Genomic DNA, 19,487 nt, shown 5'->3' on the forward strand with positions numbered 1-19,487 from the left:
CCGGCTAGTGGGCGAAGCGCAGCAGGGTGGTGAGCGCGCCACCGCGCCCGGCCAGTCCACTGCCGATCAGGGTCGTGGCCGGTTCGCGGCGGCCGTAGCCGGGCGAGTACCAGCCGAGCGGCGGGGCGGTCTGCCCGTGGTGCGCGGTCCAGGTGAGCCCGGCGGGCAGGTCGAGGACGGCGGCCTGCTCGCGGCCGCCGGAGGTCCAGGTCAGCACGGCCGCGTGCCCGGTCAGTTCGGCCGAGACGCGGGGGCCCAGGTGGAACGCGAGCCGCGCCGGGTGGTGCCGGCCGGCGGTGATCTCGTCGGTGATCCGCAGCTCACGCGCGCCCGGGTCGAGTTCGACGGTGCGCCGGTGCACGGCCGGGCGGTAGCCGTCGTGCTCGGCCGACCACCGCAGCACGCCGCCGCCGGGCGCGGCCAGCACGCGGGTCGTCGCGTGCCGGGTCCACAGGAACGGGCCGCCCGAAGTGGACTGGTCGGTGTCGTCCAGCTGCACCGTGTTGTGGCCCAGCGTGGACCGGAAGTAGGCGCGCCACTCCGGTTCGCCGTGGTAGCAGTAGGTGCCCGGGTCGGCGAGGATGTCCACGCCGTCGTGCCGCACCTCGACCGACAGCGCGTCGGCGTGCGCGTGCGCGGCGATCGACAGGAACCCGTGCGGGCCGCCGTCGCAGCGGCACCAGATCTCGCCGCGGCCGTCGCCGGGCGGGGTGCGCAGCAGCGTCAGCCCGGCGTCGGCGAAGTGGTCCGGCCGGGTGCGTGGCCGGTCCGCCGCCTCGAACCGGCCGGCGAGCGCGGCGAGCAGCGGCGTGCGAACGTCGCCGCCGCGCGGGCTCGGCCACCAGTCCAGGCGCCCGAACAGGGCGTCCCCGGTCGCCAGCAGCGACGACCAGCGGTCGGTGCCGCGGCCGTCGAGGACCAGCCCGTGCCCGTCGTCGCCGTCGCCCTGCCGCGGCGGGTGCAGCCGGACGTCGACGACGGCCGCGAGCGCGTCGGTCATGCGCAGCAGCGTGCGCCACAGCGAGTCCGGCACGGCCGCCCCGGCCTCGGCCGCCGCGGCCAGGCCCAGCTCCAGGACCAGGCCGTGGTACTCGGTGGCCAGCTCGCGGTTCAGGCCGGAGCCGAAGGTGTTGGCGGCCAGGTGCTCGTCGAGCGACCGCAGCGCGGCCGATCGCCAGCCGGCCGACTCGGGGAACCACGGGAACGCGCAGGACGCGGCCAGCTGCCCGGCCGCCTCGGCGATGACGTGGTTGTTCGCCGACGAACCGCGGCTCGGGAAGGTCGCCAGCCACCGCTGGTGGTGCCAGATCTGGTGCAGCGCCTCGGGGTTGTCCTCGAACAGGCCGGCCGCGCCGGGCCAGCCGTGCAGCAGCCGCCGCACCCACACCCAGGACAGCAGCCGGATGCCCAGCTCGATCCCGCTGACCCAGTGCACGCTCGTCATCGGCGCGTTGGCCGCCCACCAGGACTTCAGGTGGTCGGCGACCCGCTCGGCGTAGCGGTCGTCACCGGTGAGCGCGTAGGCCGTGGCGAGCACGGTGAGGTGCTGGTGCCGCGACGGCTCCCAGATCTGCTTGATGTCGCCCACGACGTCCTCGTGCCGGTACGGGATGTCGAAGGCGAACGTGTCGGCAGGCGCCCGCCGCCCGGTCTTCGGATCGGCCGACCAGTCCGGGTTCACCAGGTCGTCGCGCGGCACCCCGAAGTACTCGGCTCGGCCGTCCAACAGCCGGTCCGCGGTCTCCAGCACGCGTGCCCGCGCGTCCGGCGGCACCCGCACGTCCTCGGGCAGCACGGCGGTGAAGCGGCGGCCGGGCAGGGGAGTGGACGCCTCCGGCAACGCGCGCCGCAGCTTGCGCCGGTTCCGCACGTCCGCGGCCCGCCCGGCGACTTCGCGCGGGCCCATCCGCGACAGCCGCCGCAGGTACCAGCCGGGGTCCATCATGCCGACGTCCCGATCCGGACCGGCGCGCCCGTGGCCAGGCTGGTCCGCACCGCGAGCGTGGCCAGCGTGGTCGCGACCAGCGACTCCAGCGGCACCGGCATCGGGCCGCCCGAGGTGACCGCGGTGACGAACGCGTCCAGCTCGGCGTGCTGGCCCTTGTCGCGGCCCTTCGGGATGCGCGAACTGGTCCAGCGCTTGCGCGCGTACACCGAGGCGCGGGCGAAGTCGTCGAACTTCAGCACCTTGCCGTCGGCGACGACGTCCAGCGTCTCCTTGGGGAAGCTCGCCGGACCGCTGGTGGCGTAGCTGATCGCCGCGGTCGAGCCGTCCGGGTAGCGCAACAGGATCTGCAGGTCCTGCTGGTCCGGCGTGGCGCAGGCGTAGACCGACACCGGGTCGGCGCCGAGCAGCCAGCTCACCGTGTCGATGAAGTGCCCGCCCTCGCCGTCGAACCGGGTGCCCTCGGAGCCGGCCTGGCTGTACCAGCTGCCGTGGTCCAGGCGGCCCGCGTTCACCAGGTACCGCACCGACGCCGGGCCGATGCGCCTGCCGAAGTGGCTCGTCGCCTCGTGCAGCAGCGGCGCGAACCGGCGGTTGAACCCGACCTGCAGCCGGTCGTTGCCGGACTCCTCGACCGCGCCCAGCACCTTGCCCAGCTCGGCTTCGGTGAGCGCCAGCGGCTTCTCGACGAACACCGCCTTGCCGGCCAGCAGCGCGCGCCGGGTCAGCTCGGCGTGCGAGCTGTGCCGGGTCACCACGAACACCGCGTCGATGCCCGGGTCGGCCAGTGTGGCGTCCACATCGGTGGACGCCTCGGCGAACCCGAACTTGCGCTTGGCGTTCGCGCCCGACAGCGACGACGTGGTGACCACGCGGCGCAGCTCGACGTCCTCGCGCTCGGCCAGGTGCGGCAGCAGCATCGAGGACGCGTAGTTGCCCGCGCCGATGAACGCGGTCCGCACCCTGCCCATCCGCCGGGACGTGCGAATCGAGGCCGGGACCCGCGCGGTCAGCTCCGGTTCGGCGACGCCGGTGTCCACGCCCGGGTACCGGAACAACACGGCGACGGCCTTGAGCTCGCCCTCGTTGAGCCTGCGGTAGGTCTCCACCGCTGTGGCGAAGTCCGCGACGTGCGAGACCAGCGGTTCGACGTCCACCCGGCCACGCGCGATCAGGTCGAGGAAGCATTCCAGGTTGCGGCGCTCGGTCCAGCGCACGTAACCGATCGGGTAGTCGCGGCCGTCCAGTTCGTACTCCGGGTCGTAGCGGCCCGGGCCGTAGGAGCGGGAGAACCGGACGTCGAGTTCCTTTTCGTAGTAGGCGTTCCACGGCAGGTCGAGGCGGCACTTGCCGATGTCGATCACCCGGCCGCGGTCGCGGGCGAGCTTCGCGGCCAGCTCGACCGGCTCGTTCGTGCTGCCGCCCGCCGCGAGGTACACCTGGTCGACGCCGTACCCACCGGTCAGCTCACCGACGGCGATCGCCACGTCGCCGGAACCGGGATGCCCGCACACGGACGCGCCCAGCCGCTCGGCCAGCGCGCACCGCTCCTGGTCCGGATCCACCCCGACCACCCGCACCCCGGACGCGGCCAGCAGTTGCACGACCAGCTGCCCGATCAGGCCCAGCCCGATGACCAGCGCCGTGTCGCCGAGCTGCGGTTCGCCGCGCCGGACGCCCTGCATGGCGATCGCGCCGACGGTCGCGAACGACGCGTGCCGCGGCTCGACCCCGGCCGGCACGCGCACGTAGAGGTTCTTCGGCACCCAGTTCAGCTCGGAGTGCAGCGCGTGCTCGTTCCCGGCGCAGGCGACCAAGTCGCCGACGGTGACGTCATCGATCCCGGCGCCGACCTCTTCGACCACGCCGCACAGCGAGTAGCCGAGCGGGGTGTAGGAGTCGAGCCGGTTCATCACCTTGCGATAGGTGGCGCCGACGCCGTTGGTCGCGACGCTCTGCACGACCTTCGCGACCTGGTCCGGCCGCGACCGCGCCTTGCCCAGCATCGACATGCTCGCCTCGGACACCTTCATCATCTCGGTGCCGGTGGAGATCAGCGAGAACGCGGACCGCACGAGCACGCCGCCCGGCTTGCCCGCCGGCGTCTCGACGTCCAGCAGCGCCAGCTCGCCGCTCTTGTAGTTCTGTACGACCTGCTTCACCAGGGCTCCTCACGCTGCTCGCTCGGCCGCACCGGCTTCGGTCGCGCCGCGGTACCAGTACTCCAGGGTCAACACGTGCCAGAGGTGCTTGGACCGGTCCTCCCGCCCCGCGGCGTCCTCGTCGACGAGCCGCTGCAACGCATCACGCCGCAGGAAACCCGAGTTCACGAGAACGCCGTCGTGCACGACCTCACGCACCAGCGGCGCCAGATCGCGGCTCATCCACGCCCGCAGCGGGGCGCTGAACAGGCCCTTCGGCCGGTGGACGATCTCCTTCGGCAGGATCGACAGCGCGGCTTCCTTCAGCGCGGCCTTGCCCTGCCGCCCGGCGATCTTGCGGTTGCCGGGCAGGCTGAACGCGGCCTTGACCACCTCGACGTCCACGAACGGCACGCGCACCTCGGTGGAGGCGGCCATCGTGGCGCGGTCGGTGTAGGTCAGGTTCAGGCCGGGCAGGAACATCCGCGCGTCGGCCAGGCACATGCGGTTGACGAAGTCGTCGAGCAGGTTGTCGTGGTAGGTGTCGGCGTGCTCGGTGAGCACGTCGTCCACGGCTCCGGCCAGGTCGGGGGCGACCAGGCCGGCCAGCTCGTCGCGGTCGTACATCGTGTAGCTGCGCCGGAACGCGGTCTCCTCGGGCAGCTCGGCGAAGGACAGGAACCGCTTCGCGAAGCGCACGGACCGGAACCCGCGCCGGGACGTGGCCACCGGCAGACGGTCCACAAGGGACTCGATCGGCCGCCGCACCCCGCCCGGGATCTTCTGGTACCGCAACGCGATCAGGTTCGCCAGGTGCTTGCGGTAACCGGCGAACAGCTCGTCCGCGCCCATCCCGGACAGCATCACCTTGACGCCCGCCTCGCGCGCGGCCAGGCAGATCAGGTAGCTGTTGATCGCGGCCGGATCGCCGATCGGCTCGTCCAGGTGGTAGGTCAGGTGCGGCAGCAGGTCCTGCACGTTCGGCGCGATCTCGATCTCGTGCAGGTCCACGCCGAACCGTTCGGCCACGATCCGCGCGTACCGCAGATCGTCCGGCATGGCCTCGAACTTCGCGTCCTCGGCGCGGAACCCGATGGTGTAGGCGGAGATGCCGGGCGAGTCTTGGGCCGCCAGCGCGGTCAGGTAGCTGGAGTCCAGGCCGCCGGACAGGAACGTCGCCACCGGCACGTCGGAGAGCAGGTGCTTGCCCGTGGAGTCCTCGACGACCGCGGCGAGGTCGGCGGGCGGGCCGTGCTGCGCCTCGGTGGCGACGTCCCGCAGGTTCCAGTACCGGCCGGTGTCGACGCGTCCGTCCGCGCGACATCGCATCCAGGTGCCCGGCGGCAGCTTGTGCGCCTCGCGGAACGCGCACCGGCTGTCCGGAACCCAGTAGTACAGCAGCGACGCGACCAGCGCGGTCTCGTCGACGTGCAGCCCGCCGATCTCCCCGGCCAGCGCCTTCAGCTCGGAGGAGAACGCGATTCCCCCACCGCGGCGCACGTAGAACAGCGGCTTGATGCCCAGCTGGTCGCGGGCCAGGAACAGCTCCCCGGTGCGCTCGTCGAAGATCCCGAACGCGAACATGCCGCGCAGCCGGGGCAGGCACTGCACACCCCAGCGCCGCCACGCCTCCAGCAGGACCTCGGTGTCGGAGGTGCCGCGGAACCGCACGCCCTTGCTCACCAGCTCGGCCCGCAGCTCGGGGGCGTTGTAGAGCTCGCCGTTGTAGGTCAGCGCGAGGCCGCCGGAGACCATCGGCTGCGCGCCCGTCTCGGACAGGTCGATGATGGACAGCCGGCGGTGGCCGAGGTGCACGTCACCGTGGTCGTAGCGGCCCTCGCCGTCCGGACCGCGGTGGGACAGGCGCTTGGTCAGCCGGTCGGTCAGCGGGCCGCCGTCGGGCCAGCGAAAGGTTCCTGCGACACCGCACATGGTCAGCCTTCGCGATCGAGGGGCCGCTTGCCGTTCACATGTGCCTCCGTGTTCTCGGCCGGCGTGACCGGGGTGAATTCCTTGGTCGGCAGCTCGGCGTGCACCGGCTGCAGCGTCGCGGTCCGCTCGCCGGCGGCGGCCGCGGGCAGCGGGGCGAACCAGGTCGTGGGGTGGTCGTCGACGTTCGCGCTGCCGTTGACCCGTCGTGCCTCGGCGAAGGTGGCCCGGCCCCGCAACGCGGTGTGCAGGCCGTCCCACAACGTGCCGTCGGTGCGGTCCCGCGGATCCGGCGCGACGAGCACGATGCCGATGACCGGGATGCCCAGATCGGCCAGCTGCCGCGCGACGGTGTGCAGCCAGAGCGTGCTGGCCTTGCCGGCGCGGACCACCAGCACGGTCTCCGCGCCCAGCCGGCGCAGATCGGTCCACGCCGTCCCCGGCGACACGGACCCCACGCCGATGCGCAGCCCGTCGTCCAGTCGTTCGCTGCCGTCCACGACCGGCACCGCCGGTGCCTTGCCCGCCACCGCGGTCAGGTCGCGGTGGGGGAGGTCGTCGACGAGCACGACCTTCGTGTCCTTCGCCAGGTACTTCGCCACTTCGAGGGCGAGCGTGGCGGCCACCCGGGGACAACCCAGCTCGAGCACCGACACCGGACCGCCCTCGGCGGTCACCGCACGGGCGACCGTCGCCGCGACCCGGGCCCGCTGCGCGTCCGACCGGGCGTACCGCAACCGGCGCGGCTGCGGCAGTTCACCGATGACCGACGCGCCCAGCTCGGTGGAGATGTCGCGGCGCAGCACCGGCCGGTCCCGCACCACGCCGAGCACCGCGGCCAGCGCGAGCCCGGCGAACAGGCCGAACCCGCCGCCGATCCCGCCGGTGGTCACGGCCGAGGCGAGCACGGACGACCCGACCGCGCGCGGGCCGTCGACGATCTGGGTGCCCGCACCCAGCTGCGGCTCGCCGATCCGCGCCTCGTTGGCCCGTCCGGTGAAGTCGGAGACGCGCGAGGCCAGGTCCGCGCGCTGGGCGTACAGGGACTGCAGCTCGGCGGGGCCGACGCGGCTGTTGCGGCCGGACGCCTCGACGATCTGCACGTCCACCTGGTTCAGCTCGCGCTGCAGATCGTCGCGCTGGTCGAGCAACGCCTGCGCCTCGGCGTCGGCGGCCGCCTGCAACCGCTGCCGGTGATCGGCGATGAACGCGTCGGCCAGCGCCTGCGCCCGTGCGAGCGCGTCGCGGTAGGTCGGCGCGGTGACCGTCACCTGCATGATGTTGTTCGTGACGCCCTCACCGCTGTAGGTCGTGAGGAACTGCTCGGGCGAGGCCGTCGAGTTCAGCGCCGTCAGCGCGGCACCGGCGATCCGGCTCGTCTCCAGCACGGCGACGTCGGTCTGGATCAGGCTCTTGCTGTCGTTGGGCTGGTCGGCCGCGTGCAGCACGATCAGCTGGGTCACCGCGGTCGGCTTCTGCGGCGTCAGGAACGCGAACGCCGCACCCGCGAGCAGGCCCAGGACCGCGGTCGACACCCACAGGCGGCGACGGCGGCGGATCGCGGTGAGCAGGCGGTGGAGGTCGATGAGCGGCTGGGCCGCCGGTGGACGGTCGGTCGTCGTCATGCCGAACCTGCCAATGCGTCGTTCTCGATCAGCTCATCGACCGGCCGCCGGGACGCCCGCACCGGGTGCGCGACGACCGTGCCGAGCACCCGCAGACCGGCGTCCGTGCACGCGGTGGCCAGCGCCACCAGCTCCCACCCGGTCCGGGTGCCGGTGCCCTGGACCACCACGGCGCCGGACGCGTCGTCGACGGTGGGCACGGTGGGCCGCCGGGCGCTGGTCACGACGATGCGGAGTTCCGGTCCGCTCGCGGCCGCCGCCAGCTGCGTGGCCGCGGCCCGCCCCGCCGGGTCGTCGTCCGCGACGACCAGGACCACCAGCGGCTCGTCGTGCAGGCGGGACAGCGCCCGCCGGTAGCGGATCTCCCGGCTGGCCTGGTCGACGGACGGCAGCAGGTCGGGTTCGTTCCACGGCCGGTCGGTGCCCAGCCAGCGCGACCAGCGGTGCCGCGGGGCGCCGGACGGCAGGTGCCCGCCGCGCTCGACCGGCACGTCGACACTGCCCAGCACCGGGCCGCCCACCGCGGCGCCGATCTCGCTCTCGTCCCGTAACCGGCGGTCCGCCCGCGCGCCGATCAGGTGACCGAGCACGCCGAGCAGGAAGAACGCGAGCGCGCCGCCGCCGACGAACTGCGCCATCGTCGGCGCCGCCGGGCTGACCGGGCGCTGCGCGGGGCCCATCACGATGGTCTTGGTCTGGCTGATCGTCTCGTCGGTCTGGTCCAGCTTGAGCATCGCGTCGGCCAGGTCGTTGCGCAGCTGCTCCAGCTGCGTGCGGACGTCGACGCTTTCCACCGACAGGGTGCGCACCGACCCCGCGAGGTCGGTGATGCGGTCGTTGGTCTCCTGCACCTGCCGGCGCAGCGCGTTCGCCTGCTCCTGGGCCACCTGGCTCGCCGCGTCCGCGGTGCCGCCGAAGAGCTGCGCGGTGTAGGCGACGTAGGCGGCGGCGACTTCGTCGGCGAGAGCCTGCGCCTTCTCCGGGGTGTTCGCGGTGGCCGCGATCTGGACGATGTTGGCCTGGTTCGCCCCGGCCTTCACGGTGCCGCGCAGCTCCTCGCCGCTCACGCCCCAGCCCAGCGCCTGGGCGGCGCGGTCGAGGACGACCGAGCTGCTGGCGACCTGCGCCTCGGTGAGGAGTTCGCTCTCGTCCCGCGAGCCCTGCAACAGAACGCTGGTGGTGGTCCGGTAACCAGGGGAGAACAGCATGGAGGCGCCGGCCCCCACCAGGGCGCCGAGCACCGCCAGCGCCACGAGCACGCGCCACCGGTTGCGCAGGATCCGCCCGATCGTGGACAGGCGGACGGTGTCGTCACCCAATGCGGGCCCCCTCGAACGAACCACGGACGCCGACGGCGCCGGGATGGATGGCCTTTCACAAACAGGTCGCGGCGATTCCCGGATTGGTTACCGGCTTTCCCAAAATGCGACCAGGCGTTTTTCCGACCAGGATTTCCGGGTGCCGGTCGGCAATTCACCGACCGGTCGCTGAGTAGGCGGCGAGCAGCGCCCGCGCGGAATTGGTCCAGGACAACGGGCCGGCGACGCGGGCGGCGCCGAGTTCGCCCATGCGGACCCGCTCGGCGGGGTCGTCCAGCAGGCGGGCGGTGAGCTTGGCGAATTCGAGTTCGTCGTTGGCCGGTGCGTACACGGCCGCATCGCCCGCGGAAACCCGCGCCTCCCGCAGGTCGAACGACACGATCGGCCGGCTCATCGCCATGTACTCCATGATCTTGTTCATGGTGGACATGTCGTTGAGCGGGTTCGACGGGTCCGGCGCGAGGCAGACGTCCGCTGTGGACAGATAACGCACCAGGTCCGCATCCGGGATGCGGCCGGTGAACTCGACCCGGTCGTCCAGGTGGAGGTCTTTCGACAGCGCGACCATCGCCTCGAACGCGTCCCCGGAGCCGACGAACACCGCGTGCCAGTCGGTGCGGCCGAGGTCGTCGCGTAGTTTCGCGAGCGCGCGCAGGGCGTAGTCGACCCCGTCCTGCGGGCCCATCACGCCCAGGTAGCAGAGCAGGTGCGGCTTGCCGCGCTTGAGGTCCGGCTCCGGCGGAACCCGGTGGAAGCGGTCCACGACCGGGGCGCTGCGGACGACGAACACGTCCTCGGGCCGCTTGCCGCCGCGGGTGAGGGCCACGTCGCGGTAGCTCTCGTTGGTCGAGATCACCACGTCGGCGGCCCGGAAAGTGGCGCGTTCCAGGGCGCACACGCCGCGGTAGAGCAGGTCCCTGCCGCGGTCGAAGCGGGACAGGTACAGCTCGGGCACCAGGTCGTGCTGGTCGAAGACGAACTTCGCGCCCCGCCGCTTGAGCATCCGGGCGACGAGGAAGAGCAGGTCGGGCGGGTTGCACGCGTGCACGACGTCGACCGGGCCGATCTTGCGGGCCAGCCGGAACGTGTGCCGCAGCGCGGAGCCGTACTCGCGCAGGTAACCGGCCGGCCCGCCGGTCGCCGCGGTCAGCGGGTAGCGGTGGATGTGCACGCCGTCGAGGACGACCTCCGGTTCGGTGTCCCGTTTCGTCCCTTGTGGACAGATGACGTGCACCTCCCACCCGGCGTCGCGCAGGGTGGTGCTTTCCTGCCAGACCCGCCGGTCGAAGGGCACGGACAGGTTCTCGACGAGGATCAGTGCTTTACCAGGCAAGGCCGACGTATCCTTCTTCGGTGCGGCGCACGGCCGCGTCGGGCAGGCGGACGAGGTCGATCAGCGTGCGGTCGCCGGCCTTCGACAGCGCGGCGAGCACGGCCGGGTCGGTGCTGCCGATCAGGCACACCTCGGCGTGGCCGAGCACCTCGTCCACGGAGCCGGCGAGCAGCTGGCCCAGGTGCGGCAGGCGGCTTTCGATGTACTCGCGGTTGGCGCCCATCAGCCGGGACAGGCTCACGTTCGCGTCGTAGATCTTGAGGTCGTAACCCTTGCCCAGCAGGCGTTCGGCGAGTTCGACGAGCGGGCTCTCGCGCAGGTCGTCGGTGCCCGGCTTGAACGACAGTCCGAACAGGCCGATCCGCCGCTTGCCGGTGCGGGCGACCAGGTCGAACGCGCGTCGCAGGTGTTCCTCGTTGGACGGCAGTACGTGCGCGAGCAGCGGCACCGACACGTCGGCGCGGTGCGCGGCGTAGACCAGGCCGCGCAGGTCCTTGGGCAGGCACGAGCCGCCGAAGGCGAAGCCGGGGCGCAGGTAGGCGGGGCTGACGTTGAGCTTGCGGTCGGCGAGGAACACGTCCATCACGCGGTGCGAGTCGAGGCCGAGGGCGCGGCAGATGGCGCCCAGCTCGTTGGCGAAGCCGATCTTGAGGCCGTGGAAGGCGTTGTCGGCGTACTTGGTCATCTCGGCGACCGGGATCGGCACGCGGAAGACGTCCCCGGGCAGGCCCTCGTACAGCTCGGCGACGGCGTCGCCGCTGGCGGTGTCCAGCTCGCCGATCACGGTTTTGGGCGGGTCGAAGAAGTCCTTGACGCTGCTGCCTTCCCGGAGGAACTCGGGGTTGACGGCGACGCCGAAGTGCACGCCCGCGGTGCGGCCCGAGGCCTTCTCCAGGATCGGTACCAGCAGGTCGAGGCAGGTGCCGGGCAGCATGGTGCTGCGGAATACGACCGTATGCCGACCGGTCTTGCCGGCGAGCGCGCCGCCGATCTCCTCGGTCACGCGTTCCAGGAAGGCGGTGGACAGGCTGCCGTTGGGGGCCGACGGGGTGCCGACGCAGATCAGCGAGATCTCGCTGTGCGCGATCGCCTCGGCGACGTCGGTGGTGGCTCGGAGCGCACCGCGGGCCACGACTTCGGCGGTGAGTTCGCCGATGCGTTCCTCGACCACTGGTGCTTTTCCCTGGCGGATGAGGTCGATTTTCACGGGGTTGATGTCGACCCCGATCACGTCGTGCCCCTCACCGGCGAGGCACGCGGCCGACACGCATCCGACGTAGCCGAGCCCGAAGACGCTGATCTTCATGGAATTCCTCCCGCCGCCACCGGCTTGACCCAGAGGTCGGCGGACGGTCGGAGATCGTTACGGCGGTGGACGGCCGGAAAACCGCTTACGTAGTGGGGTTTCCGCGGGGAACAAACCGCCCCGCCCCGGGCGCCCGTTCTACATACATCCGGTATGTATCCGAATCGAAAGCCAGCGTCCCCACCGCGGGCGCGATCACATTGGTGTCCCGCCCCGTGTCGAGAACGCAAGCGGCCCCCGGAATGGACCGGCGACTGATCGCGGCGTCACAGGCCGCCCAGATGCCGCCGCGTGCCGATGAGGCCCCCTGACGAGCGTCACCTGCCCGAACATCCCCTTTCTCTGGCCACGTCAGCCTCCCCTCTGGCGGGCGGGTCGCCCACGTGCCGTGCCCGGGCGCCGATGAGGCCCCGACGGCCCTCACCAGCCGGAACATCCCCTCGCTTTGGCTATGCCGGCGCCCATCCCGGCCTTCCCCCTGGCGGGCGGGTCGCCCACGTGCCGTGCCCGGGTCCCCTCGCCAGCCCGAACACCACCCGCCGCCTGTCCACCCACCCATCCCCGCCGGTTTCCCACCGCGTCCGCGGGTACCCGGTCGCACGGTAACCCACCGTGCTCGGCCGTGCGGAGATCGTGACGGAACTTCACTTCCTTTTCGTGCGTTGGGAAAGCGAGTGTTGGTAAGGAGGCGCAGGGCACGTGCACAAGCACCAGAACGGGCTGAAGACCGCGCTGTTGCTCGGATTGCTGAGTGCCATCATCATCGCGATCAGTTCACTGTTCGGGCGTGGCGCGTTGTTCATCGGGCTGGCGCTCGCGCTCGGGATGAACGCCTACGCCTACTTCAAGTCGGACACGCTGGCGCTCCGGGCGATGCGGGCACGCCCGGTGTCGGAGCCTGAGCAGCCGGTGATGTACCGCATCGTCCGGGAGCTGGCGACCTCGGCCCGTCAGCCGATGCCGCGTCTCTACGTGAGTCCGACCCCCGCGCCGAACGCCTTCGCCACCGGCCGGAACCCGCGCCACGCCGCCGTCTGCTGCACCACCGGCATCCTGGAGCTGCTGGACGAGCGCGAGCTGCGGGCGGTGCTCGGCCACGAGCTGTCGCACGTCTACAACCGGGACATCCTGATCTCGTGCGTCGCCGGTGCGCTCGCGAGCATGGTCAGCGTGCTGGCGAACCTCGCGATGTTCGCCGGCGTGTTCGGCGGCAACGACCGCGAGGGCAACAACCCGCTGGTCTCGCTGCTGATCATCCTGATCGGTCCCATCGCGGCGGCCATCATCCGGTTGGGTGTCAGCCGTTCGCGTGAGTACCAGGCGGACGCGTCGGGCGCCGCGCTGACCGGGGACCCGCTCGGCCTGGCCTCGGCGCTGCGAAAGCTGGACTACGGCACGCGCCGAGCCCCGCTCGTGGCGGAGCCGCAGCTGGTCTCGCAGTCGCACCTGATGATCGCGAACCCGTTCCGCCCCGGCGAGACGTTCTCCCGCATGTTCTCCACCCACCCCCCGATCGCGGACCGCATCCGCCGCCTGGAGGAGATGGCCCGCCGGGGCCCGTTCTGAGCGCAGCCGCCCCCCGAAGCCCACCGCACCAGCGACTCGGCTCCAGGCGCCGCCGTGTTCCGGCGGCCCGCTGCGCCCCCGTTCTGCCTAGACCTCGCGGCACGTCGAAGCCCACCGCGTCAGCGGGTCGGCTCCGGGCACCGGTCCGTCTCGACGGCGCGCCGCGGCTCAGTCAGCCCAGCCCTGCCGCATCGCGAAGCCCGCCGCGCCAGCCGCCCGGTCCCCGGCACAGGCCTGCCTCGACGGCCCGCCGCGGCCCTGTTCTGCCCAGCCCCGCCGCACCCCGAAGCCCACTGCACCAGCCGCCCGGCCCCCGGCACCAGCCTGCCTCGACAGCCCGCGGCCCGTTCTACCGGCGCTTCCGCTTGATCCGCTTCCCCAGCGCCATCGTGTGGTGACTGCTCCGCGGCTGGTCCGGATCAACCGCCCACAGGATGTCCGCGACCGTCTCCGCCTCGTGCTCGTACCCCACCTGCAGGACGGTCCACAACCCGTTGCGCGCCTTGAGCCGGCACTGCGCACCGAGATCGGCCGGCTGGCCGGCGTACGAGTCGCCGGACACGAGCACCGCCAGCATGTCCAGCAGCTCCACCCGCGCGAAGTCCGACAGCGGCCCGGCCAGCGCGGCGAGGATCACCTCCACCGCCGGAACCGCCACCTCGAACAGGTTTCCGCTGATCTCCAGGTGGTTGTCGAGCCGGGCGCCGAGGGCTTCGCGCGGTTCCGCCGCCTCCAGGATCGTCTCGAACGTCCCGGGCAGGTGCGCGCCGCTCTCCCCGCAGCCGCACCGCAGCCGGCCCCAGTCGTGTCGCGCCAGCTCCGCGCGCACGAGCCTGCTGACAGTCATCTAACCGACGGCCCCCGCGGCGCGGGCGCACGCGACCACGTAGTCCCCGTACCCGGACTTCGACAGCTTCAGCCCGAGCGCCAGGCACTCCTCCGGATCGATGTACCCCATGCGGAGCGCGACCTCCTCCAGGCACGCGATCCGCACCCCCGTCCGGTGTTCGAGCACCTGGACGAACTGCCCGGCCTCCAGCAGCGAGTCGTGCGTCCCGGTGTCCAGCCACGCGAACCCGCGCCCCAGCTCGACCAGCTTCGCGCGCCCCTGCCGCAGGTACGTCAGGTTCACGTCGGTGATCTCCAGCTCGCCGCGCTTGGACGGGGTGAGCCCGCGCGCGATCTCCACCACCTGGTTGTCGTAGAAGTACAGCCCGGTGATCGCCTGGTTGGACTTCGGCCGCTCGGGCTTCTCCTCGATGGACACGAGCCGGCCGTCGGCGTCGAGTTCGCCGACGCCGTACCGCTGCGGGTCCTTCACCGGGTACCCGAACAGCACGCAACCGTCGAGCGCGGCGACCTCCTGCTGCATCCGCCTGGAGAAGCCCTGCCCGTAGAAGATGTTGTCCCCCAGGATCAACGCCACGTCGTCATCGCCGATGAAGTCCGCGCCGATCACGAAAGCCTCGGCCAGGCCGTTCGGGCTCGGCTGCTCGGCGTAGCTCAGGCGCAGCCCGAACTGGTCGCCGGAGCCGAGCAGACGCTGGAAGTTCGGCAGGTCGGCCGGCGTCGAGATGATCAGGATCTCCCGGATCCCGGCCAGCATCAGCACGGAGATCGGGTAGTAGATCATCGGCTTGTCGTAGACCGGCAACAGCTGCTTCGACACCGCCTGGGTGATCGGGTGCAGACGCGTCCCGCTGCCGCCCGCCAGCACGATGCCCTTCATGTCCCCAGCTCCCTCCGGATCGATCCGGAACCACCCTAGCGTGTTCCGGCATTTACATACATACAGTCTGTATGTATGTTGCATGGCATGACTCGCTCACCAGCACTCGGCCAGGAAAAGCGCGTGACCCTCCCGCAGGGTGACGTTCGCTACTTCGAACGCGGGGAGGGGCGTCCCGTGGTGTTCGTCCACGGCGTCTTCGTCAATGCGAACCTGTGGCGGCACGTCGTCCCGGACGTCGCCGACGCCGGCTTCCGCTGCCTCACCATCGACATGCCGCTCGGCGCGCACGAGGTCCCGCTGCGCCCGGACGCCGACCTGACCCCGTCCGGCGTCGCCGACCTGATCGCGGACTTCCTCGACGCCCTCGACCTGCGCGACGTCGTCCTCGTCGCGAACGACACCGGCGGCGCCCTCACCCAGATCATGTTGTCCCACCGCCCGGACCGGGTCGAGCGCGTCGTCCTGACCCCGTCGGACAGCTTCGACTACTTCTTCCCGCCGCTGTTCAAACCGCTCGTCCCGTACGCCCGCATCCCCGGCTCGATGCGCCCGCTCGCCGCGCTGCTGCAGGTCAAGGCGCTGCACCGGACCCCGTTCGTCTTCGGGCGGGTCGCCAAGTACGCCATCCCCGACGCCGTCGTCGAGTCCTACCTCGCGCCCGCCCACCGCCACGCGGCCATCCGCCGTGACCTGCGCAAGTTCCTCCGCGCCGTCCGCTCCCGGTACACGCTGGAGGCCGCGGAGAAGCTGCGTGCGTTCGACAAGCCGGTCCTGCTCGTGTGGGCCGACGAGGACCGGACGTTCCCGCTGCGCCTGGCCAAGCGCCTCGCCGCCATGCTGCCCGACGCCCGTCTGGAAGTGGTCGCCGATTCCTACGCCTTCGTCCCGGAGGACCAGCCGGCCGCGCTGGTGCGGCACATCCTGGCGTTCGCGGGCGTCATGGCAGTTTAGGGGCGTGCGCCGTACCCAGGAAGAGCGATCGCAGAGCACCCGGGCCGCGTTGATGGCGGCCGCCCGCGAGCTGTTCGCCGAGCGCGGTTACCAGGCCGTGCCGGCGGACGAGATCGTGCGGGCCGCCGGGGTGACGCGGGGCGCGCTCTACCACCACTACGGCGACAAGCAGGGCCTGTTCCGCGCCGTGTTCGAGCAGGTCGAGCTCGAGGTCACCGCCGAGGTCGAGGCGGCCACCAAGGACGCGCCGGACCTCACCACGGGACTGCTCTTCGCGCTCAAGGCCTTCCTCGACGCGTGCGAGCGCGCGGAGATCCGGCAGATCTCGCTGGTCGACGCCCCGGCCGTGCTGGGATGGACCACGTGGCGCGAAATCGAGGCCGAACACGGGCTCGGCCTGGTCATCACCGTGCTGCGGCAGGCGGTCGAGGAGGGGCTGATCAAGCCGCTGCCGGTTGAGGTGCTGGCCCAGCTCGTACTGAGCGCCGTGAACGAGGCGGCGCTGATGATCACCCACGCCGAAAACCCGGCGCAGGCCCGCTCGGACGCGGAGCAGGTGCTGGCCACCTGGCTGATCGGCCTGCTCGCGGAGTAACCGCGCGGACCGGCGGCGCGGCTGGTGATCTGCGGCGCCGAGCAGCCGGTGCAGGCTCGCTCGAATGCGAGCAGGTGGTCATCACGTGGCTGTTCGGCTTGTTCGTGGAGTAGCCGCGGGGTCCGGTGGCGCGGTTGGATCGCCTACGCCGAGCAGTCGGCGCGGGCCCGTTCGAATGCGAGCAGGTGGTCATCACGTGGCTGTTCGGCTTGTTCGTGGAGTAGCCGCGGGGTCCGGTGGCGCGGTTGGATCGCCTACGCCGAGCAGTCGGCGCGGGCCCGTTCGAATGCGAGCAGGTGGTCATCACGTGGCTGTTCGGCTTGTTCGTGGAGTAGCCGCGGGGTCCGGTGGCGCGGTTGGATCGCCTACGCCGAGCAGTCGGCGCGGGCTCGCTCGAATGCGAGCAGGTGGTCATCACGTGGCTGTTCGGCTTGTTCGTGGAGTAGCCGCGGGGTCCGGTGGCGCGGCTGGATCGCCTACGCCGAGCAGCCGGCGCAGGCCCACTCGAATGCGAGCAGGTGGTCACCACCTGGCTGTTCAGCTTCCTCGCGGAGTAACCGCGGGGCCGGTGATCTACCACGTCGAGCACTCGGCCCACGCCAGCTCGGTCGCCGCGCAGGTGCTCACCGCGTGGCTGATCGGCTTGTTCGTGGAAGAGCCCCCGGTCGGAGTGGCTGGCGCTCGCCACGCCGAGAACCGGGCAGAGGGCCGGTCCGATGCCGGGTGTTCGCTCCCTGTCTGGTGATCACCCACAGGAAGAACCCCGCGCGGGCCGCGCAGGTGCTCGCCACGTGGCTGATCGGCTACTTCACCGGAGTTACGCGGGCCCGGCGGCGTGGCTGATGATCGCTTACGCCGAGCACTCGGCCCGCCAGCTTGGTCGCTGCGCAGGTCCTCACCAAGCGGCCGATCGGCCGGTTCGGGGAATAACTCCGCGTCCGGCGGCGTTCGCCCGGGGCGTGCAGGTGGAGATCTGGTCCGATGTGGTGTGCCCGTGGTGCTACCTCGGCAAGCGGCGCTTCGAGCGCGCGCTGGCCGGCTTCGAGCACCGTGACCAGGTCGTGGTGACCTTCCGCTCCTTCGAGCTGGACCCGGCCGCCCCGCGCGAGCCGCAGCCGAAGGCGCCGCTCCTCGCCGCGAAGTACGGGATCAGCGAGGCGGAGTTCGCCGCTAGCGAGCAGCGCCTGACCCGCCTCGCCGCGGCCGAGGGCCTGGAGTACCACCTCGACGGCGGAGTCATCGGCAACACCTTCGACGCCCACCGCGTGCTGCAGTTCGCCCGCGAGCGAGGCCGGCAGGACGTCGTCGCGGAGCGGCTGTTCCGCGCCTACTTCACCGAGCGGCGTTCGGTGTTCGACGAGGATTCGCTCGTCGAACTGGCGACCGAGTCCGGACTGGACGGTGACGAGGTCCGCCGGGTGCTGAAGGAAGGCGCCTACGCCGACGAGGTCCGCGCCGACATCGACCAGGCCCGAGCGCTCGGCGCCAACGGCGTCCCGTTCTTCGTCTTCGACCGCCGTTACGCGGTCTCCGGCGCGCAGCCCGCCGAAACCTTCGCCGCCGCGCTGGACAAGGCGTATCAGGACGCCGGTCCCTTGCCGAAGTAGATCTTGCACACCCCGCCGTCGTAGTCGGCCGCCAGTTCGAGGACGTTTCGCCCGCTGTCCACAGGCAACAGTGACGAGCTGTAGTTCGGGCAGAAGTTGTTGTAGGCGCCCGGAACGTGCACCGGAGCGGGCAGCTCGTACCAGTTGCCCTCCCCGAAGTTGTCGTTGGCGAGCAGCACCTGGCCGTTCGACGGTAGCGAGCGGCCGACGCTGTCGGTGTAGATCTGACCGACCATCAACAACCGAACGCCATTCGGTCCGCCGGGAAACACCGTGACGGTCTGGGCGTGCTGGAAGTAGTTGCCGCTCGCCGTCACCACCCGCGTGCCGGGATCGGCGGGGTCGCCGTAGTCCGCGCCGTCCGAGGAGATCTTGAAGTACGGATCGCAGTAGCGCGTGCCGTAGTTGCAGATCTCGTAGCCGAAGTAGTAGCGACCATCGGGCAGCTGACGCACGATCGGCATCCCGGGCCGAACGCGATCGGGTGAGATCGCGACCGTGCTCTGCTTGTCGCTCCAGGTGACGCCGTCGGTCGACGCGATCCGGTTGAGCACCTGACTGTGGCGCGGTGCCTCGGTTTCGTCGGCGTAGTGCATCCACAGTGTCCCGCCGGAGTCCACTGTGAACTCCGGCTCGAACACGCCGCCGTGGTTGTGCGAACGGACGGCCTCGGACAGGAAACTCCAGCTCCGGCCACCGTCCGAACTGGACCAGACCCGGATGGACATGCGGCGGTCGGCGCCGCCGTTCTGCCCGTAGGACGCGGCCCACAGCAGGGTTCCGGCGCGCAGCCTGCCGACGCGTCGCGGCAGCTCGTAGATGCTGCCGCAGCACTCGCCCCGCACTCCCTCCGGGTCGCGGACCTCGCCGATCTGGCGGAACGACGCGCCTTCGTCGGTGCTCTCGTAGATCCGCGCGAACGCGCCGCTGCCGTCCCAGCTGTTCACGGACGCGACGATCCGCCCGCGCCGGAACGGCGCGTGTTCCAGGCGGATGACCCGCGGGTACGCGCCCACGCCCAGCTCGGTGCGTTGCGCCGCCTGCGCCGGAACCGTCATCGCGGCCGTCGTGACCAGCAACGTCAGCATCAGCGCGGCTATCCGGCGCATCCGTCCCCCTCACTCTCAGGAGCGGAATTAGACCACAGGGTGACGGTCGAGCGGACAAAAGCCCACTTTGTAGCGCAATACCCCGTGAGAATCAACCTCTTGATGGATCGTTGAACGATCCCCTACGTTCAGAAACCAGTGGCACAAGCCACAGTTCACGACGAAGGAGAGGTAACTTCCGTGGAAAACCTGGCTCCCGAGGACTTCGACCTGGACCTCCGCATCGCGACTCCGACCCAGGACGGGGACCTGCTGACGAACAAGTCCGGCTTCAGCGACATCTGCGCCACCCTGTGGCCGTCCTGCTGACGTGAGTTCCGGGTGGCGGG

The 19,487-nt window shown here is 71.3% G+C and carries 15 protein-coding genes; 5 read left to right on the forward strand and 10 right to left on the reverse strand.

Annotated elements, in window-relative coordinates:
* Nucleotides 1–4: 4 nt before the first annotated feature.
* The 7 genes from L1857_RS05260 to L1857_RS05290 form a co-directional block, all read right to left on the reverse strand.
* A complete protein-coding gene (locus tag L1857_RS05260; protein WP_249467396.1) occupies nt 5–1,942 on the reverse strand; it encodes an alginate lyase family protein in 1,938 nt (645 codons plus the stop codon).
* Nucleotides 1,942–4,107: a bi-domain-containing oxidoreductase gene (locus tag L1857_RS05265; protein ID WP_249464573.1), complete on the reverse strand. Its 2,166-nt coding sequence runs from the start codon at nt 4,105–4,107 to the stop codon at nt 1,942–1,944. Before L1857_RS05265 ends, L1857_RS05260 begins: the two co-directional genes overlap by 1 nt.
* A gap of 9 nt (nt 4,108–4,116) precedes the next feature.
* Entirely contained in the window at nt 4,117–6,018 is a 1,902-nt protein-coding gene (gene asnB, locus L1857_RS05270; protein ID WP_116111661.1) for an asparagine synthase (glutamine-hydrolyzing), read from the reverse strand.
* 2 nt (nt 6,019–6,020) lie between these two features.
* Nucleotides 6,021–7,640: a Wzz/FepE/Etk N-terminal domain-containing protein gene (locus tag L1857_RS05275; RefSeq protein ID WP_116111660.1), complete on the reverse strand. Its 1,620-nt coding sequence runs from the start codon at nt 7,638–7,640 to the stop codon at nt 6,021–6,023.
* Nucleotides 7,637–8,959 carry a YveK family protein gene (locus L1857_RS05280; protein WP_094003806.1) on the reverse strand — a complete coding sequence of 441 codons (1,323 nt, stop codon included), beginning with the start codon at nt 8,957–8,959 and terminating at the stop codon, nt 7,637–7,639. The genes L1857_RS05275 and L1857_RS05280 overlap by 4 nt, the downstream gene beginning before the upstream one ends.
* 154 nt (nt 8,960–9,113) lie before the next feature.
* Nucleotides 9,114–10,292, reverse strand: coding sequence for a glycosyltransferase family 4 protein (locus L1857_RS05285; RefSeq protein ID WP_116111659.1), 1,179 nt, complete (start codon nt 10,290–10,292; stop codon nt 9,114–9,116).
* On the reverse strand, nt 10,282–11,598 hold the full coding sequence (locus L1857_RS05290; RefSeq protein ID WP_116111658.1) for a nucleotide sugar dehydrogenase: 1,317 nt from the start codon (nt 11,596–11,598) through the stop codon (nt 10,282–10,284). The genes L1857_RS05285 and L1857_RS05290 overlap by 11 nt, the downstream gene beginning before the upstream one ends.
* Before the next feature lie 699 nt (nt 11,599–12,297).
* On the opposite strand from L1857_RS05290, the gene htpX reads away from it, so the two are divergent.
* A complete protein-coding gene (gene htpX, locus L1857_RS05295; RefSeq protein ID WP_116111657.1) occupies nt 12,298–13,164 on the forward strand; it encodes a zinc metalloprotease HtpX in 867 nt (288 codons plus the stop codon).
* Nucleotides 13,165–13,513: 349 nt separating this feature from the next.
* Here the strand turns inward: htpX and L1857_RS05300 are convergent, their stop codons facing one another.
* Together L1857_RS05300 and rfbA are read right to left on the reverse strand one after the other, a co-directional pair.
* Nucleotides 13,514–14,011: a hypothetical protein gene (locus L1857_RS05300; RefSeq protein WP_116111656.1), complete on the reverse strand. Its 498-nt coding sequence runs from the start codon at nt 14,009–14,011 to the stop codon at nt 13,514–13,516.
* Nucleotides 14,012–14,893: a glucose-1-phosphate thymidylyltransferase RfbA gene (gene rfbA, locus L1857_RS05305; protein ID WP_116111655.1), complete on the reverse strand. Its 882-nt coding sequence runs from the start codon at nt 14,891–14,893 to the stop codon at nt 14,012–14,014.
* 87 nt (nt 14,894–14,980) lie between these two features.
* Here rfbA and L1857_RS05310 point away from each other — a divergent pair, with 87 nt between their 5' ends.
* The 3 genes from L1857_RS05310 to L1857_RS05320 all read left to right on the forward strand — a co-directional run bounded on the left by L1857_RS05310 (nt 14,981) and on the right by L1857_RS05320 (nt 18,049).
* Nucleotides 14,981–15,847, forward strand: a complete 867-nt coding sequence (locus tag L1857_RS05310; protein ID WP_116111654.1) for an alpha/beta fold hydrolase — start codon at nt 14,981–14,983, stop codon at nt 15,845–15,847.
* Nucleotides 15,848–15,851: 4 nt separating this feature from the next.
* Entirely contained in the window at nt 15,852–16,442 is a 591-nt protein-coding gene (locus L1857_RS05315; RefSeq protein WP_162831134.1) for a TetR/AcrR family transcriptional regulator, read from the forward strand.
* A 965-nt stretch (nt 16,443–17,407) separates the two neighbouring features.
* On the forward strand, nt 17,408–18,049 hold the full coding sequence (locus L1857_RS05320) for a DsbA family oxidoreductase (protein ID WP_346009492.1): 642 nt from the start codon (nt 17,408–17,410) through the stop codon (nt 18,047–18,049).
* On the opposite strand, the gene L1857_RS05325 is transcribed toward L1857_RS05320, so the two are convergent.
* Nucleotides 18,022–19,158 carry a sialidase family protein gene (locus L1857_RS05325; protein ID WP_116111651.1) on the reverse strand — a complete coding sequence of 379 codons (1,137 nt, stop codon included), beginning with the start codon at nt 19,156–19,158 and terminating at the stop codon, nt 18,022–18,024. The two genes, L1857_RS05320 and L1857_RS05325, sit on opposite strands and share 28 nt — an antisense overlap.
* A 180-nt stretch (nt 19,159–19,338) precedes the next feature.
* On the opposite strand from L1857_RS05325, the gene L1857_RS35340 reads away from it, so the two are divergent.
* Nucleotides 19,339–19,467 carry a hypothetical protein gene (locus tag L1857_RS35340; protein ID WP_255407832.1) on the forward strand — a complete coding sequence of 43 codons (129 nt, stop codon included), beginning with the start codon at nt 19,339–19,341 and terminating at the stop codon, nt 19,465–19,467.
* Nucleotides 19,468–19,487: the final 20 nt, after the last annotated feature.

This window comes from Amycolatopsis thermalba (assembly GCF_023376025.1).
Classification (GTDB): Bacteria; Actinomycetota; Actinomycetes; order Mycobacteriales; family Pseudonocardiaceae; genus Amycolatopsis_E; species Amycolatopsis_E thermalba.